Raw genomic sequence first — 17,826 nt, forward strand, 5'->3', positions numbered from 1 at the left:
TGTACAGGCTCCCGAGAGGACAAGGAAATGGTTATCAATAAACACAAACATGGTGAAGACATCTATTCCTCGGAAATGGTTATCAATAAACACAAACATGGTGGAGACATCTATTCTCAGGAAGTAAAAATGGATTATTCTGCGAATATCAATCCCCTGGGAATGCCAAAAGCAGTGGTTCAGGCGGCATACGAAGGAATTTTAAATTCGGCAAATTATCCGGATATCCACTGTGGCAAGCTTCGGGAGGCATTGTCTTCACAGGAAGGAATTGAGAAGGATCATATCATCTGTGGAAATGGTGCGGCGGAGTTGATTTTTTCCCTGTCGGCAGCAATCAAACCGAAAAAAGCATTACTGGCAGCACCGGGATTTGCTGAGTATGAGCAGGCACTTCGTGTCAATGGCTGTGAGGTGGTTTATTATCTGTTAAGTGAGGAGCAGGGATTTGAACTTCAGGAGGATTACCTGGAAGCCATTACACCGGATTTGGATTTGTTATTCTTATGTGTTCCAAATAACCCCACAGGTCTGACCTGCCCTAAGAATTTTTTGGATCAGATCCTGGAAAAATGCCGGATATGCGGAGTCTGGATGATTGTAGATGAATGTTTTAATGACTTTTTAGATGATGCTGCGGCTTATACCATGAAGAAGGAAATTGCTTCCAATGATCATTTGTTTATATTAAAGGCATTTACAAAACTCTACGCTATGGCGGGATTACGCCTGGGGTATGGATTCTGCAGCAATCAGGCTTTATTAGAGAAAATGACGGAAACGGTACAGCCCTGGAATGTATCCATACCGGCACAGATGGCGGGGACAGCAGCACTTCGTGAAGTTGGTTTTGTAGAAAACAGCAAGGCGCTGATCCGGGAGGAACGTCAGTATTTATCATTGAAATTGAAGGAGCTGGGATTTAAGGTTTATGATTCAAGCGCCAATTTCCTGTTTTTCTATGGTCAGGAGAATCTGGCACAGGAATGTAAAAAGCTGGGTATTTTAATTCGGGACTGCAGTAATTATTATGGTCTGAAAGCGGGTTATTTCCGCATTGCCGTTAGAACGCATAAGGAAAATGAAGAGTTAATCGGGATCATGCAGGAGATTGTAAATACACAAAATTAATGCAGTATTGCAGGCTCGATCTGCGATATGCGGGAGGATAAGGTTGAAAGAAAATTATGATATAGAAAGGAAGCCACAGTGTGATTCTTTCAACCTGTTTTATTGTGGCAGTATTGCAGGCAGGACTGCAATATGCAATGGGTATAAATATGGCAAAAGCAATTATGGTGCAAGGGACCATGTCTAATGCAGGCAAGAGTCTGTTAGCGGCGGGGCTTTGCAGAATTTTTAAGCAGGATGGATACAAAGTAGCACCTTTTAAATCACAGAATATGGCTTTAAATTCATTTATAACGGAGGAAGGCCTTGAGATGGGCCGTGCCCAGGTGATGCAGGCAGAAGCTGCCGGTATCAAGCCATCTGTATACATGAATCCCATTCTCTTAAAACCCACAAACGATATTGGTTCTCAGGTGATTGTAAATGGGGAAGTTGTGGGGAATATGAGCGCAAGAGAGTATTTTGCATATAAAAAGAATCTGGTTCCGGATGTGCTGCGCGCATATCATAAACTGGAAGAAGATTACGATATTATTGTAATCGAAGGTGCAGGAAGTCCTGCTGAAATTAATCTGAAGCAGGAAGATATTGTAAATATGGGCATGGCGAAAATGGCAAAAGCGCCTGTTCTTCTTGTAGGAGATATTGACAGAGGCGGTGTATTTGCACAGCTGGTTGGTACAGTGATGCTTTTGGAAGAAGATGAAAAGGCAATGATAAAGGGCCTGATTATCAATAAATTCCGGGGAGACAAGACAATTCTGGAACCGGGAGTTGCAATGCTGGAAGAAAGGGCAGGTATTCCTGTAGTAGGAGTAGCGCCCTATCTGCATATTGAAGTGGAAGATGAAGACAGCCTGACGGAGCGTTTCTCCGGGAATCAGGAAGTCGGATTAATTGACATAGCAGTGATCCGCTTGCCGAGAATATCCAATTTTACAGATTTTAATCCGTTCGAAAGCATGGAGGGTGTTTCGCTGCGCTATGTACATTCAGTTTCCGAGCTGAAGAATCCGGATATGATTATCTTACCGGGCACTAAAAATACCATGGAAGATCTGCTGTGGACGCGTCAGAATGGTCTGGAGGCAGCGGTGCTTAAGCAGGCAGCTGCAGGAAAGATTATTTTTGGGGTCTGCGGCGGATACCAGATGCTGGGTGAGACGCTGTCAGATCCAAGTGGAGTAGAAGCAGGCGGAGAGATCAAAGGTATGGGACTTTTGCCTATGGATACTGTATTTGAAAAAGAAAAGACAAGAACCAGGGTATCCGGTACCTTTGGCGAGATAGACGGAGCACTAAGCAGCCTGTCCGGTGTAAGACTGGAAGGCTATGAGATTCATATGGGAAGCAGTACTTTAAAAGAAGGCTGTGTACCTTTAACATCCATATCCGATGGAGTAACCCATTCAAAGGAGAAACCGGACGGAGCGTACAGAGATCATGTATATGGCTCCTATGTACACGGCATATTCGATAAAGAAGAGGTTGCTAAGGAAGTAATTATGTCTCTTGGAAGAATGAAAGGTATTGATGCAACAGAGATTACCAGTGTAGACTTCCAGGAATTTAAAGAGACCCAGTATGATATTCTGGCTTCCGAACTGAGAAAGCATTTTGATATGAAGGAAATATACCGCATTTTAGAAGCAGGTATTTAAATATTTTTGATCGCCTGTATCAGCAGACATTTAAGCATGAAACTCGTTGGAAAACCGCAGACCGCGTAATGGGAGGACATCATGAAAGTAGAATTAGAAAATGTAAAACCCAGGGATATAGAAAAAAGAAGTTTTGAGATAATTACAGAAGAGCTGGGAACAAGACAGCTTCCTAAAGAACAGGAGCTGATCATCAAACGCTGCATCCATACCAGTGCAGATTTTGAATATGCCGACAATCTGTGTTTCAGTACAGGGGCAGTTACCAAGGCAATTGAGGCTATTAAAGAGGGTGCATGTATCGTAACCGATACCCAGATGGTAAAAGCAGGCATTAATAAAAAGGCCCTGTCTAAATATGGCGGAGAGGTATACTGCTTTATGGCGGATGAAGATGTGGCACAGACTGCCAGAGACAACGGAAGTACCAGGGCCACCGCAAGCATGGACAAAGCAGCTGCAATGGGAAAAAAGCTGATCTTTGCCATTGGAAATGCACCTACGGCATTAGTACGGATCTATGAACTGATCGAAGAGAAAAAGTTAGATCCCGAATTAATCATCGGTGTTCCGGTTGGATTTGTCAATGTAGTACAGTCCAAAGAATTGATTATGCAGACAGAAGTCCCTTATATTGTTGCCCGGGGAAGAAAAGGCGGAAGCAATATAGCAGCCTGTATCTGTAATGCGCTGTTGTACATGATTGATGATAACCGGGATTAACAATGCTTATGCCAGCATGAGAAAGAATAAGTCGCAATAGGATAGAATAAGTTGAAAAGGTCAAATTTCGATAGAAAAGGAAAGGGGGCTGTCCTGAAAACGTAACTCCTGACAGTTCCATAACAAGCATTACAATAAAGCCTACCGATTCTGGTGGGCTTTTACCTTTGTAGAGTCAAATACCTTATTCAATTACGACCTTTACTCCCAGCCGCTCTAACGAACGGACATTTCTTTGTATTATTTTCTCATGATTACAAGTGTCATAATAACCGCATCCAAGTTCCCTGTAAGGCTGTAAGTCTTTTAATATATGATAGATTGCAACGAGCATAGAATGGGCAATTGCAATTAGAGCTCTTTTTCCTCCTCGACGTGAGGCAATTCGTTGATAACGTGAGTAGAAATAACTCTTTTTATTTCGAATTGCAGATCGTGCGCATTCAACAAGTACTGATTTTACATGTTGGTTCCCCTTACGTATCCGAGTGCTCATCTTTTTTCCTGCACTTTCTTTACATTCAGGCACTAAACCCGCCCAAGAACTAAAGTTGGATTGACTTTTAAACTGATTCATTTCGATTCCTGTTTCCGCAAGCAACCGTTCCGCACTTTTTTTGCCTACTCCAGGTATCTCATCTAATAATTGAATCTGCTTATTCATTGGTTTTGTTTTTTCCTCTATGTCAGAATCTATATCTTCAATTATTTTAGACAAAGTTTCTATATGCTCTAACTGGTGTTTCAGCATCAACTGCTGGTGTGAATGGATGCTGCCACGTAGTGCCCGTTGTAGTTCTGTACATTTGTTGCGTGCCTTTCCTTCTGCTAACTGACTTAGGACATAAGGATCTGTCTCCCCAGAAACAATAGCTTTTAAGATAGCAATGCTACTTTTTCCACTGACATCCGTAAGTACAGAGCTTAACTTTAAATTACATCCTTCTAAAACGGTTTGGATTCGGTTCAGTTCTCGTGCACGCTCTTCAATCAATTCTTGACGATAGCGTGTTATTTCACGGAGTTCTCGTTGCTCCCGGTTTGGAATGAAACTTGCTTTCACTAAACCATGACGGACTAAATCAGCAATCCATTCAGCATCTTTCACATCTGTCTTGCGACCTGGAACGCCTTTTATATGCTGGGCATTCACAACAATAACTGGAATGTGCTCCTCTTCAAAGATGTTATATACAGGCTTCCAGTAACTACCTGTACTTTCCATAGCAGCCATTTCACAATCAACTTCTTTTAACCACTGCGTTAACTGTAAAATATCATCAGTCATTGTACCAAACTGACGAATTTCTTTTTTTCTGACACTTATAAAAACACAGGCTACTAACATATTTTTATGAATGTCAATTCCACAACACCGCTTATACAGTACTTCCATAAATATACCTCCTCGATATAGTATAAGCCGATGCAACCTCTTCCATAAATGTTGGCTGTCCTGCGTCCTCATCAAAAAACGATGGAAACAATAAGTGGTACACTAAGAGGTTGAAGATCAGTCTGTCGCACGGGCTTGATAGCACCAGTCCCCTTACAACTTTATCGGCACCTTTAGTATACCACGATATAGAGCAAAGCCAATATCCAGTTTTCATTTATTGTGGTGAGATTCTCTCATGATTGTCTGTCGGGAAATAGATAGCCTAAAACAGGGGAGGATTTGGCCATCATCGGTCACATCCTCCCCTTGAACTATATCCTAAAAAAGAAAAAAAGATGGCTAACGACAACCATCTTTTCCTCCGTTCCATGTTATAATAGAACTATGCTTAAACAAGATTATTATAACGAATTTTTTGATTTAGGGCAACAGAAAATTAACTTCAGTTTCTTCGAATTGCATTTACCCGATGACGATCCAGTCTATACCCTAAAAAAAGTGATGGAGGAATTAGATTTTTCAGGCCTGCTTGCCTGTTGTTCAGATAAGGGAAGAACCGGGTACAATCCAATCATGATGTATGCTGTCGTTACCTACGCAAACATGCGCGGAGTGCGTTCTGTTGACCGTATTGTTGAATTATGCGAAAGGGACCTTGCTTTTATCTGGCTGACAAAAGGGCAGAAACCGAAGCGGGATGCTTTCTATGAATTCAAGAATAAAAAACTGACGGGTAATCTTCTGGATGAGCTGAATTACCAATTCATGCGCCGATTGAAAAAAGAGGGCCTGATCACGCTCAAAGAACTCTTTATTGATGGTACGAAGCTGGAAGCCAATGCAAACCGCTATACTTTTGTCTGGAGAGGGAGCATCAATTACCATCTTGCAGGTCTCTTGGATAAGATAGATGCACTTTATGAAAAGTACAATACACTTCTGCATGAAAATGAGTATGCAGCGAAATATGACCTTGGGGATGCAAAGATGTTCATCATCGAAGGCATGGAAAAAGTCAGACGTGTGATTGATGAAAACCGGAAACGAAAACTGACAAAGCATAAGAAGCTCTCAAACAATACAATCATCGAAATAGATAACTGCTCCCCTCTTGAGATTTTGAAGCTTCAGAAGAATCTGATGCAGATTACAGAAGGTGAGGGGATATCAATCGTCCACAGTAAGGGAAAAACGAAGTCCGAGCTTCAAAAACTGTATGAGGAACTGGAGGAATGCGGAAACCGCCTGATGGGATATAAAGAATGCTTTAAAATCATGGGGAAAGACCGCAACAGTTATTCCAAAACGGATCTGGAAGCAACGTTTATGCGGATGAAGGAAGACCACATGCTCAACGGTCAGTTAAAACCAGCTTACAACGTTCAGATCGCGGTGGAGAACTATTTCATCGTTCACGGATACGTGAGCAATGACCGTACAGATTATAACACCCTGATCCCGGTTTTGGAGAAGCATCAGAAAGCCTTTGGTAAAGTATTGGATGAAGTGACCGCAGACAGCGGATACTGCAGCGAGAAAAACCTCTTGTATCTGAAACACAATGGGATTGCCAGTTATATCAAACTCCAGGATCACGAAAAACGGAAAACCCGTGCCTATAAAGAAGATATCAGCAAATATTACAACATGACAACCCATATCTTTGAAGATGAGCGCTACTATATCTGTCATGACGGAAGAGAGCTTCGTCATATCCGGACAGAAAGTAAGGAGCAGGACGGGTATAGCCAGACATGGGAAGTCTATGGATGTGCAGATTGCAGCGGCTGTGAACATAAATCCCGTTGTCTGTATAAGTACAATGCGGAAAAAAACAGTGACCGAAATAAAGTCATGAAGATCAATGAGCAGTGGGAGGAACTGAAAGAAGCATCCAATGCCAACATCCAGAGCGAGAAGGGGATCCTGAAGCGCCAGATCCGTTCCATCCAGACCGAAGGGCACTTCGGGGACATCAAGGAAAACGAAAACTTCCGTCGGTTCAATTACCGCAATTCAGAAAAAGTGTATAAAGAATTCATGCTGTATGCAATTGGCCGGAATATAAATAAATATCATCGGTTTCTTTACCATGAAATCGAGAAATACGCAGGAAAATCTGATCAAAAGACAGCTTAGCTGCCAGAGCGGAGCTACAAATATGTAAAAGGGGATTTTGCGCCCTAAAATAGGAGAAGTAAAGAAAAACAAGCATATCCCGCAGAACGTCCTTTGCTGAAAAGCAAGGAAATCTGCGGGATATGCTTGTTTTGGTGTAGGGGCTTTAAAAATCAGTATTAACCGACAGACAATCATGAGAGAATCTCACCACAATAAATGAAAACTGGATATTGGCTTTGCTCTATATCGTGGTATACTAAAGGTGCCGATAAAGTTGTAAGGGGACTGGTGCTATCAAGCCCGTGCGACAGACTGATCTTCAACCTCTTAGTGTACCACTTATTGTTTCCATCGTTTTTTGATGAGGACGCAGGACAGCCAACATTTATGGAAGAGGTTGCATCGGCTTATACTATATCGAGGAGGTATATTTATGGAAGTACTGTATAAGCGGTGTTGTGGAATTGACATTCATAAAAATATGTTAGTAGCCTGTGTTTTTATAAGTGTCAGAAAAAAAGAAATTCGTCAGTTTGGTACAATGACTGATGATATTTTACAGTTAACGCAGTGGTTAAAAGAAGTTGATTGTGAAATGGCTGCTATGGAAAGTACAGGTAGTTACTGGAAGCCTGTATATAACATCTTTGAAGAGGAGCACATTCCAGTTATTGTTGTGAATGCCCAGCATATAAAAGGCGTTCCAGGTCGCAAGACAGATGTGAAAGATGCTGAATGGATTGCTGATTTAGTCCGTCATGGTTTAGTGAAAGCAAGTTTCATTCCAAACCGGGAGCAACGAGAACTCCGTGAAATAACACGCTATCGTCAAGAATTGATTGAAGAGCGTGCACGAGAACTGAACCGAATCCAAACCGTTTTAGAAGGATGTAATTTAAAGTTAAGCTCTGTACTTACGGATGTCAGTGGAAAAAGTAGCATTGCTATCTTAAAAGCTATTGTTTCTGGGGAGACAGATCCTTATGTCCTAAGTCAGTTAGCAGAAGGAAAGGCACGCAACAAATGTACAGAACTACAACGGGCACTACGTGGCAGCATCCATTCACACCAGCAGTTGATGCTGAAACACCAGTTAGAGCATATAGAAACTTTGTCTAAAATAATTGAAGATATAGATTCTGACATAGAGGAAAAAACAAAACCAATGAATAAGCAGATTCAATTATTAGATGAGATACCTGGAGTAGGCAAAAAAAGTGCGGAACGGTTGCTTGCGGAAACAGGAATCGAAATGAATCAGTTTAAAAGTCAATCCAACTTTAGTTCTTGGGCGGGTTTAGTGCCTGAATGTAAAGAAAGTGCAGGAAAAAAGATGAGCACTCGGATACGTAAGGGGAACCAACATGTAAAATCAGTACTTGTTGAATGCGCACGATCTGCAATTCGAAATAAAAAGAGTTATTTCTACTCACGTTATCAACGAATTGCCTCACGTCGAGGAGGAAAAAGAGCTCTAATTGCAATTGCCCATTCTATGCTCGTTGCAATCTATCATATATTAAAAGACTTACAGCCTTACAGGGAACTTGGATGCGGTTATTATGACACTTGTAATCATGAGAAAATAATACAAAGAAATGTCCGTTCGTTAGAGCGGCTGGGAGTAAAGGTCGTAATTGAATAAGGTATTTGACTCTACAAAGGTAAAAGCCCACCAGAATCGGTAGGCTTTATTGTAATGCTTGTTATGGAACTGTCAGGAGTTACGTTTTCAGGACAGCCCCTTTTAATGGGTTAGATGATCGTGCTGCCGAAAGGGGAAGGTAACTTGAGAACGGAATTTCGAAGTGTTTTTTGGCGGATAGTATTCGACTAGTACTGCATAGCACAATGCAGTACTTCTCCCATCGGATACTAAGCGGGCAGTGAGCTGCGAAATGCATCAGGATTTCGGAGCGAATGCCCGCGTGCCGCCAAAAAGCGCTTCGGAAAGGTTAGAAAATACCAGTTCTGCGGCCAGCTGACGGAGCCCATGCCAGTTTCCCACCCCCATCTTTCTGTACACTACCTATCATTTATAAAGCGTCATAATCAGCTAACCCCCAATTTAAGATGAATCTGTTCGCTGTAGTTCTAGGAAAAGCAGAGAGGCAGTTCAAAATGAAAAATTTTATCTGCTACGATTGAGATAGACCCAATCAGAGACGCTTTTCCAATAAAAGTTGATTTTTGTACCTTTATGCTGTGATAAAAAGGCTGGGGTCTTAAAATAGCAAGCTTTTGTGCTAACAGGTTTTCCATTATACTGCCGGGTACGTTAAACGGATAGTCGATGATAATGGTAGAAAGATCTAAAATATTCAAGGTATTGGTGATTGCCTGGGCAATGTAGGTGCTGAATTGATCTAATGCCAGGATGGCAAGTGTATCTTTCGTGTTCGCTGCATCCAGTATTTGTATCCAGGAGGGAGCACTTAAAGGTGTAAGGGGAGATCCGGGATATAAGTATTTTAACTCCTGTATTCGATAACGAAGCTGCTTTATATTAGCATAAAGCTCTAAGCAGCCGGCATTTCCGCATTCACATCTGGGGCCTGCAAAGTTAATGGAAGTATGTCCAAGCCCCCCATTCTGCCCAAATTCTCCATCATATAATTTATTGTCCAGAACAACTCCCGCCCCAATTCCATTGGTAATATGCAGGTATAAAAAATTGGCAACGGAGGAGGCATCTCCATATAATTTTTCAGCCAGGGCACCTGCATTGGATTCATTCATCAGATAAGTCGGGATCTCTGTTAATTTAGTCATCTCAGAGATAATCGGCATAATCTCAATATTGTGAAAAAACGGCGGTCTTAGAATTAAGCCATTTTTACTATCCAGAGGGCCGATAGAGGAGATGCCAATAGCAATGATATTGCGACTGGTACTGTCTTTTAACGTTACAAATGCCTGATAGAGATATTGGATAACCTCATCGCTGCTAAGGACATTACTGTCCAGAGGGACATTAACAGGAGGCAGGATAAGGGTTCCGCTTAAATCCCCCAGTGCGATCTGAAGAAAATCCCGCTCGATCAGCATTCCGCAGATACATGGGGAATGCTCGGACAGCTTCAGGGAAAGAGGTTTTCGGCCGGAAGAGGTAGCCTCTTTTTGATTTTCAAATTCTGATATATAATCTGAAGAGATTAATTCCGATACGATATTGCTGATGGACATTTTGGACAGTCCAGTGATAGAAGCAAGCTGGGTTCTGGAGAGTCCATAATGAGTCGCTATTATTTTTAAAACCAACATACGGTTACTTGCTTTCAAATCTTGTGCATTAGATCCTATGGTATCCATAAAATTCTCCTTCTTAAAAATTAATATGGTCATAATCAATTTATATAAATCTAATTATAACTGAAAGATGTAAATCAGTATATACCTTTTATTAGTGCCTGTTTTAAAATTCATTCCTGTCATTTCTACGCCCCACTTCCCGGTATATTAGCTTCAAATTCAATAGCCCGCCTATGAGCTCTTCCTTTGGAACGAATCTCCCGCAAAGTGTGAGCGCAGCTGTCAGAAAGAAATTTTAAAACACGCTCTCGTAGTCCATAAAGATAGAATTCACAATGAAGCATGGTGAATTTCATCAGTTTATCCTCAATCTTTTCAAATTTCACAATAATCATAATCTATAAAAATTGTTTTAATATAAAATGAGTTTAACAGATATTCGAATATATGTAAAACCAATATATTATCATGAAATTATAATTGTGATAATTGCATATAATATGATTTATAATATTGTAAAATACATACAAAATGATTACATAAAAGAAAAATGACTTGATTAATTAATACAACGGTGATACTATTAAGAAAAAGCAGGGAGGTTAAAATAATGAATTCGCGGGAAAGAATAATTGCGGCACTGAACCACCAAAAAGCAGATGTTATTCCAATTGATTTTGGTGCCATGAGATCTACCGGTATCAGTATATGGGCATATCAAAGTCTAAAAGAGCATCTGGGCCTGGATACAACCACTACAAAATTATATGATGTCTTTCAACAGTTGGCAGAACCGGAGAAAGAGATCCTGGACAGGCTGGGAGCAGATGTGGTTCAGGTACACCGCCTGGCTTCAGCATTTGGGGTGAAAATTGACAGGTGGAAAGAAGGAGATAATGGAAGGGGGATCAAATGTATGGTACCGGAAGACTATCATCCGATACCAATGGAAAACGGAGAACTAACGATACAAAGGGAAGGAAAAGTATTGGCAAAAATGCCAAGAGAAGGATTTTATTTCGATCAGACCTGTCATCCGTTAGAGTCTGCTGAAGATGTAGAAGATTTGGAAAATTATACATTTCCAGTCATTACGGAAGAAGAGATCTGCTATATGGAACAAAAGGCAAAAGAAGCTTTCGAGAATACGGACAGAGCCGTTTTAATGGAATTCGGAGGAAATATCTTAGAGGCCGGAGAAACAGATTTTGGATTTGAAAATTTCTTTATGAATCTCTTAGCAGAACCGGAATTAGTACATACCTACTTAGAGAGGTTATCTGACTCTTACATTGAGAGCCTGAAGAAACTCATGCCCAGAGTTCATAAATATATTCAGATCATACAGTTTGGGGATGATCTCGGTTCACAGGAATCCACTTTGATTTCCAAAGAAGTTTATAGGGAAATGATTAAACCTTATCACAAGAAAATATTTAGTTATATCAGAGAGAATTATCCTGAAGTTAAGGTATTTCTACATAGCTGCGGTGCAATTTTAGAATTGATACCGGACTTAATCGATGCTGGTGTGCAGATACTCAATCCTATTCAGATTGCGGCAAAAGGAATGGATCCCGAGACTCTGGTGGACCGGTTTGGCGACGATCTGGTATTTTGGGGCGGAGGAGCGAATACCCAGGTAACGTGTAATTATGGAACGGTGGAAGAGATACAGGCAGAAGTGAAAAAGTTAATACAGATATTTTCAAGAAAGAACGGCTACGTTTTTAACCAGGTGCACAATCTGCAGGCAAATGTACCGCCTGAAAAAATACTTGCAATATATGATGCGGCACAGAAATACCGGAAAGAACACGGAAATGTATTCAATTAAAAATTAAATTGCGGAGGAATACGGGATGAAGGTAAAAAAATTATTAGCAGTTATGATGGCATTGGGGATGACATTATCATTAGCAGCATGTGGAAGCGGGGCAGCTGAAACCACAGCAACTCAAAAGGAATCCGTTAAGGAAACAGAAGCGAAAACAGAAACAAAAACAGAAACAAAAACAGAATCAAAGGCAGACGGGACAGAAGCGAATGATGCTGAAACAGCGGCAAAAGAAACAGACCAGTCAGCAGCAAAAGAAGCAAAGAAAGATCCAAAAGATATTAAAGTAGCGGGGGTTGTATTTCAGGAAGACCAGTTTATGATGCTGATGCAAATGGGGTATCAGGCAGCGGCAGATCATTATGGAGTAACCTGTATGCTTAGTAATACCAATAACGACCAGGCAAAAGAGGCAGAATTAATTAATACCTATGTAACCCAGGGAATTGACGGTATTGCAATCTCGCCGCTGAATGAAACTTCATCCATTCAGACTCTTAAAATGGCAAATGAAAAAGGTCTGGAAATTGCAGTAGGAAATACTCAGCTTAAAGATGCTCCCTTTGTATGCGGCGGGTTTACATCGGATAATTATAACTTAGGAGAATTAACGGGAAAAGAAGCAAGAAAATATATTGAAGAAAAACTGGGCGGAAAAGCCAAGATTGCCATCGTAGAATACAAATCATTACTTCCGGAACAGTCCACGGCTAGAAGAACCGGATTTGTTGACCAGTTAGAAGGACTGGATGTGGAAATTGTAGCGGATCAGGATGCATGGCTTCAGGACACGGCAATCCAGGTAGTGGGGGATATTCTGACTGCAAACGAATCAAAAGGCGGAATTGATATGATCTGGGCTGCAAATGACGGAGGCACAATCGGGGCCACTATGGCTGTGAAAAATGCTGGAAAAGCAGGAACTACCGTTGTCTTTGGTACCGATGCGGCAGAACAGCAGGCAGCATTTATTCAGTCTGACGATAACATTCTGCAGTGTGTTACGGGTCAGGATCCGTATACTATCGGATATAATACAATGGAGGTTTTGATTAAGGCCATTATGGGCGAAGAGGCTTCTTACGGAAAAGAAGTTGTAGTACCGGGTATTGTTTTAACCAGGGATGATATTCCTGCTGTACAGGCTTTTGAAAAAGATCTGGCTGAGAAGACAGGTAAATAGGCTTTGGGGCTGCCGTTGGAGCATATTGTAAGATATGCTCTATGGCAGCCCTGGAAAATGAGAGGTGAAACCATGAGTGTTTTGAAAGCAGAAAATATAACAAAGGTTTACCCTGGAACAGTGGCACTTAACGATGTGACAGTATCTTTTGAAAGCGGAAAGGTTCATGCATTTATAGGTAAAAACGGATCCGGAAAGTCTACGTTAGTAAAAGTTTTCTCAGGAGCGGTAGAACCCACAAAGGGAAATTTTTATTTAGATGATGAGAAGCTAAAGCTCAGTTCTCCGCAGGAAGCCTTCAGCAAGGGAATTGCGACTGTTTATCAGGAATTAAGTCTGATCCCGGGGCTCTCGGTAGCCGAAAATATTTTAATGGGAAGGCTTCCTATGAAAGGGAAGTTTATCGACTGGAAAGAAACGTATAAGCGTGCCCAGGCAGTTTTGGAAGATTTAAAAGTAGATATATCCCCAAAAGAAATGGTGGCAAACCTGAGTTTGTGGCAGTGCCAGATGGTTGAAATTGTAAAAGCAATGAGCTCGAGTCCCAAAGTGCTAATGTTGGACGAGCCTACATCATCACTGGCAAATCATGAAATCACGCTGTTATTTGATATGATACGGAGACTCAAAGAGAAAGATGTCATTATCATTTACATATCGCACAGACTCCAGGAGCTGTGGCAGATAGCCGACACCTGTACCGTTCTGCGGGATGGTATATTTATCGGAAAAACAGTCATGAAAGATACCAGCCATAAAGAACTGGTAAAGATGATGTTCGGAAATGTAGAAATCAAGACAAGGCCGCAGGATCTGGTAGCGGGGAAAAAAGATATTCTGAAAATCCAGGGACTAACAAGAAAGAATGTGTTTTCCGATATATCCTTTTCCGTCAAAGAAAATGAAATTCTGGGAATAGCCGGGATGTTGGGAGCAGGCAGGACAGAACTGTTAAAATCAATCTTTGGGGCAGATCCTTTTGACTCCGGCAGAATTGAGTTTTATGGAGAAGAAATCAAAAATCCAAATCCGGTAAAGATGAGAAATAAAGGATTTGCATTAACTCCGGAAGACAGGAAAAAGGAAGGACTGGTTCAGATCATGTCCGTTTATGGAAATCTGTGTGTAGCCAGCATTGATTATCTGGGCAAACACAAATTTATCCAGAGAAACAAAGAAAAGGAATATGTCAGCAGGCAGATTGAAGGATTACAGATTAAAGTTCCCGATGTACAGCTTCCGGTATTGTCTCTGTCCGGAGGAAACCAGCAAAAAGTTGTTGTGGGAAACTGGCTGAATACAAATCCTAAGATTATGTTTTTCGATGAGCCCTCCAGAGGAATTGACGTAAATGCAAAACAGCAGATCTTCCAGATTATCTGGGAACAGTCACGAAAAGGTGTATCCAGTATTATGGTATCTTCAGAACTGGAAGAACTACTGGAGGTCTGTCACAGAATTTTAATTATGTATGAGGGAAAAATCATAAATGAAGTATACCCAGAAAACGTGACTGCGGAAGAATTATATGCGTTGTGTATGGGCTAGGAGGTCAATATGAAAACAAAAAGTGTTGATATTAAAAAAATCTTAAAGTCCAATGTGATGGAAGTAGTACTGTTAATTATTACGATCATCATTGCATTCACAGCGACAGGCTTTTTTACCAGTTCTAACTTACTTGGAATTCTGAGAAGTTCAGCTTTAAAAGGTGTAATTGCATTTGGAATGACGATGGTTATAATCTGCGGGGAAATAGATCTGTCCATTTCATCTACGGTGGCGCTGTCGGGAATTATAACGGCACTGACTGCAGGAAAATTGGAAGCACTCGGGATCATGCCGCTGGCATATGGAGTCATCGCAGGGATGATTCTGGCAATTATTATAGCTGCTCTGGTAGGGGTGTTTAATGGCTATTTGAGAACCAGATTTAACATACCTACATTCATCATTACGCTGGCGATGATGAACGTCCTGTACGGAGTTGCAGCGCTTCTGTCAAAAGGTTTTCCATTAACGTCTCTTCCGGCGTGGTATAATGTTTTAGGAGCCGGATCAATAGGTCCTGTGCCGGTACCGGCAATCATTTTGATTTTCATATTTATTGTTGTACATATCATTATGTCTTATACCACATTTGGTAGGTCTGTATATGCGGTTGGCGGGAATCCGGAATCAGCAAGACTTTCAGGCATCAATGTAAAAAAAGTGAAAATTCTCGTAATGGTCGGAGTACAGGTATTGGCGGCGCTGGGCGGAATTATGTGTTCTTCCCAGGTAATGTCAGCGGCACATAACTTTGGAAAAGGATGGGAGATGGATGTCATTGCATCCGTAATCATTGGCGGAGCCAGCATGAATGGAGGAATCGGCAAGGTAAGAGGAACCTTTGTGGGTATCATTTTTCTTGGAATCTTATTAAATGGAATGACTCTTATGAACGTAAGTGAATATATCCAGTATATTGTAAGAGGCGGTTTAATCTTAGGTGCAGTATTAGTAAATGCAATACAGTTTAACAGATCAGGTGAAGCGTAAAAATATATAATAACTTTCATTTAGCAGGTGTTTATGTCCATAAAAATGGAATACTAACTGGTGTACTTTGATTATCGGGTATGCCAGTTATTTTTATGTCCTTTGCGAAAATGACAAATTATGATATTATGGGAAACATATTTTAAAATGTTCTGGTGGATAGGAGCTCTTATGATTCAAAAGTTTAAAAAAATAATACAACTAATACGCTGGGATTGGACAACATTGCTGCTATTTGAGGCGATTTATAAAATGATTTGGATGACAGGGCTGGTTATTCTCCAGGATGGGTTAGAAGAACTCATGTCCCGGGCGAATTTATATTATATTACCATGGATAATGTAGGACGTCTGTTTTCAGCTCCAATCCTTATATTAGGACTTCTGTTTTTGCTGTTTTTACTTGCATTCTTTATATATATGGAAATAACAGGAATTATCATTTATTTTGAACACAGCAGAAGAGATGATCCGGTCAAAGTGCGGGGACTGCTTTTTCAGTCAATGAAAAAGGCGTTTGTAGTCTTTAAACCTTTCAACCTTCCATTGCTGGTATTTGTAATATTGTTTATGCCCCTTGCGGGAATCCCTTTTACATCGGGGCCTTTTCAGGGATTTGAGATACCGGGGTTTATTCTGGATTTCATTTTGGAAAATAAAGTATTAAATGTTGTATTTCTGATCGTCATGCTGGTTGTGGTGATAATTGTATTTAGGCTGATATTCAGCCTGCACGAGGTTGTACTTGAAAATAAAAGTTTCTTTGGCGGATGCAAAGAAAGCGTTCGAAAAACAAGGAAAAAATTTATACGCCCAATCTTTTCGTTTATTATTTGGAATATACTTTACATTGCCTTCGAAATTATTGTAGCGGCAGCTGTAATTGCAATCCTTTTGGCGGCTGCCAGGTTCTTCCACACCGGGTTAGAAGCAAGAGATTATTTCTGGTTTAATTTAACAGTTTGGAGCGGACTTGGAATTGTTCTTAGCACCATTGGCCTGGCTGTCTGTAATCTGGGCTTTATATCCGTGTATTATTATGAGCTAAGTGAGTGCGAGCCTGTTGAGCGCAGTAAAGATGACAAACATATTTTACAGAGGCTGTTAAAAAAGGTAGTCATTCTTGTCATGGTATTTCTGATTCTGGGAATGTACATTGATAACACACCATATGCGGTAAGCGTTGCCATGCTCCGGGATGATAAGGCACATGTTGACATAGTTGCCCATCGTGGGGGGGCTATGTTTGCTCCGGAAAATACCCTTGCTGCGCTGAGAGAATCCATCGATAGTAAGGCAGATTATGCTGAGATTGATGTCCAGGAAACGAAAGACGGAGAGTTAGTAATTATGCATGATTCTAATTTTGAACGTACAACCGGCGTTAAGAAAAATGTATGGGAAGTCAATCTGGATGAAGTCAGGCAGTATGATGCAGGAATCCGTACTGCCTACCGCTATAAAGGAGAAAAAATCCCCACTCTAGAAGAAATGATACAGGAAGCGGGAACCAAAATTAAGTTAATGATTGAACTGAAAAGTTCGGGACATGAACAAAATCTGGAACAGAGTACGGTTAACCTCATCCGGCAATACCAGTATCAGGAGCAATGTATGATAGTCTCCATGGACCGAAAAATACTGAAAAAAGTAAAAGAGATTGCACCGGAAATAAAAACAGGTTCCATATCTGCAGTTGCTTATGGAAAAATTGAAAATATAAAGGAAGCAGATGTATTCAGTCTGGAAGCAACGTTTGTAACAAGAAGTCTGATCAACCGTTTAAAAGACTCTGGAAAGCCAATCTATGTATGGACGCTAAATAACGAAAAATCTATTCGAAAATATGTAGATATGGGAGTGGATGGTATTATAACCGACAACCAGTACCTGGCAAGCTACGTCTTAGATACCAGGGGACAGGATCTGATGTTAGATGGAATAGTAGATAAAGTATTAGGTAAACAGGAATAAAAAC

13 protein-coding genes and 1 pseudogene are annotated in these 17,826 nt (G+C 40.8%); 10 read left to right on the forward strand and 4 right to left on the reverse strand.

Features of this window, described 5'->3' with window-relative positions; all coding sequences use genetic code 11:
* Window positions 1–27: 27 nt before the first annotated feature.
* The 3 genes from CD03_RS0130920 to CD03_RS0130930 all read left to right on the forward strand — a co-directional run bounded on the left by CD03_RS0130920 (window position 28) and on the right by CD03_RS0130930 (window position 3,515).
* Window positions 28–1,131, forward strand: a complete 1,104-nt coding sequence (locus tag CD03_RS0130920; RefSeq protein WP_242849174.1) for a pyridoxal phosphate-dependent aminotransferase — start codon at window positions 28–30, stop codon at window positions 1,129–1,131.
* Between the two features lie 149 nt (window positions 1,132–1,280).
* Window positions 1,281–2,792, forward strand: coding sequence for a cobyric acid synthase (locus CD03_RS0130925; RefSeq protein ID WP_027296929.1), 1,512 nt, complete (start codon window positions 1,281–1,283; stop codon window positions 2,790–2,792).
* A gap of 81 nt (window positions 2,793–2,873) precedes the next feature.
* A complete protein-coding gene (locus CD03_RS0130930) occupies window positions 2,874–3,515 on the forward strand; it encodes a precorrin-8X methylmutase (protein ID WP_027296930.1) in 642 nt (213 codons plus the stop codon).
* A gap of 184 nt (window positions 3,516–3,699) precedes the next feature.
* Here the strand turns inward: CD03_RS0130930 and CD03_RS0130935 are convergent, their stop codons facing one another.
* Window positions 3,700–4,911, reverse strand: a complete 1,212-nt coding sequence (locus tag CD03_RS0130935) for an IS110 family transposase (RefSeq protein WP_027296931.1) — start codon at window positions 4,909–4,911, stop codon at window positions 3,700–3,702.
* Window positions 4,912–5,298: 387 nt separating this feature from the next.
* Here CD03_RS0130935 and CD03_RS0130940 point away from each other — a divergent pair, with 387 nt between their 5' ends.
* A complete protein-coding gene (locus CD03_RS0130940; protein ID WP_027296932.1) occupies window positions 5,299–7,053 on the forward strand; it encodes an IS1182 family transposase in 1,755 nt (584 codons plus the stop codon).
* 415 nt (window positions 7,054–7,468) lie between these two features.
* On the forward strand, window positions 7,469–8,680 hold the full coding sequence (locus tag CD03_RS0130945; RefSeq protein WP_027296931.1) for an IS110 family transposase: 1,212 nt from the start codon (window positions 7,469–7,471) through the stop codon (window positions 8,678–8,680).
* Between the two features lie 258 nt (window positions 8,681–8,938).
* On the opposite strand, the gene CD03_RS39100 is transcribed toward CD03_RS0130945, so the two are convergent.
* The 3 genes and pseudogenes from CD03_RS39100 to CD03_RS40265 all read right to left on the reverse strand — a co-directional run.
* Window positions 8,939–9,061: a hypothetical protein gene (locus CD03_RS39100; RefSeq protein WP_255348053.1), complete on the reverse strand. Its 123-nt coding sequence runs from the start codon at window positions 9,059–9,061 to the stop codon at window positions 8,939–8,941.
* 68 nt (window positions 9,062–9,129) lie between these two features.
* Window positions 9,130–10,347, reverse strand: a complete 1,218-nt coding sequence (locus CD03_RS0130955) for an ROK family protein (protein WP_044289786.1) — start codon at window positions 10,345–10,347, stop codon at window positions 9,130–9,132.
* Window positions 10,348–10,401: 54 nt separating this feature from the next.
* Window positions 10,402–10,494: pseudogene (locus CD03_RS40265) on the reverse strand (DUF6783 domain-containing protein); the annotation flags it as partial.
* Window positions 10,495–10,897: 403 nt separating this feature from the next.
* On the opposite strand from CD03_RS40265, the gene CD03_RS0130960 reads away from it, so the two are divergent.
* The 5 genes from CD03_RS0130960 to CD03_RS0130980 all read left to right on the forward strand — a co-directional run bounded on the left by CD03_RS0130960 (window position 10,898) and on the right by CD03_RS0130980 (window position 17,822).
* Complete coding sequence (locus tag CD03_RS0130960; RefSeq protein ID WP_197041712.1) at window positions 10,898–12,124, forward strand: uroporphyrinogen decarboxylase family protein; 1,227 nt, start codon at window positions 10,898–10,900, stop codon at window positions 12,122–12,124.
* A 25-nt stretch (window positions 12,125–12,149) separates the two neighbouring features.
* Entirely contained in the window at window positions 12,150–13,307 is a 1,158-nt protein-coding gene (locus CD03_RS35425; protein ID WP_044289787.1) for a substrate-binding domain-containing protein, read from the forward strand.
* A 72-nt stretch (window positions 13,308–13,379) separates the two neighbouring features.
* Window positions 13,380–14,855, forward strand: a complete 1,476-nt coding sequence (locus tag CD03_RS0130970) for a sugar ABC transporter ATP-binding protein (protein ID WP_027296935.1) — start codon at window positions 13,380–13,382, stop codon at window positions 14,853–14,855.
* A gap of 9 nt (window positions 14,856–14,864) precedes the next feature.
* Window positions 14,865–15,848, forward strand: a complete 984-nt coding sequence (locus tag CD03_RS0130975; RefSeq protein ID WP_027296936.1) for an ABC transporter permease — start codon at window positions 14,865–14,867, stop codon at window positions 15,846–15,848.
* 171 nt (window positions 15,849–16,019) lie between these two features.
* Entirely contained in the window at window positions 16,020–17,822 is a 1,803-nt protein-coding gene (locus tag CD03_RS0130980) for a glycerophosphodiester phosphodiesterase (RefSeq protein WP_138001429.1), read from the forward strand.
* Window positions 17,823–17,826 lie beyond the last annotated feature (4 nt).

The sequence above is a fragment of the Robinsoniella sp. KNHs210 genome, from assembly GCF_000686105.1.
Classification (GTDB): domain Bacteria; phylum Bacillota; class Clostridia; order Lachnospirales; family Lachnospiraceae; genus Robinsoniella; species Robinsoniella peoriensis.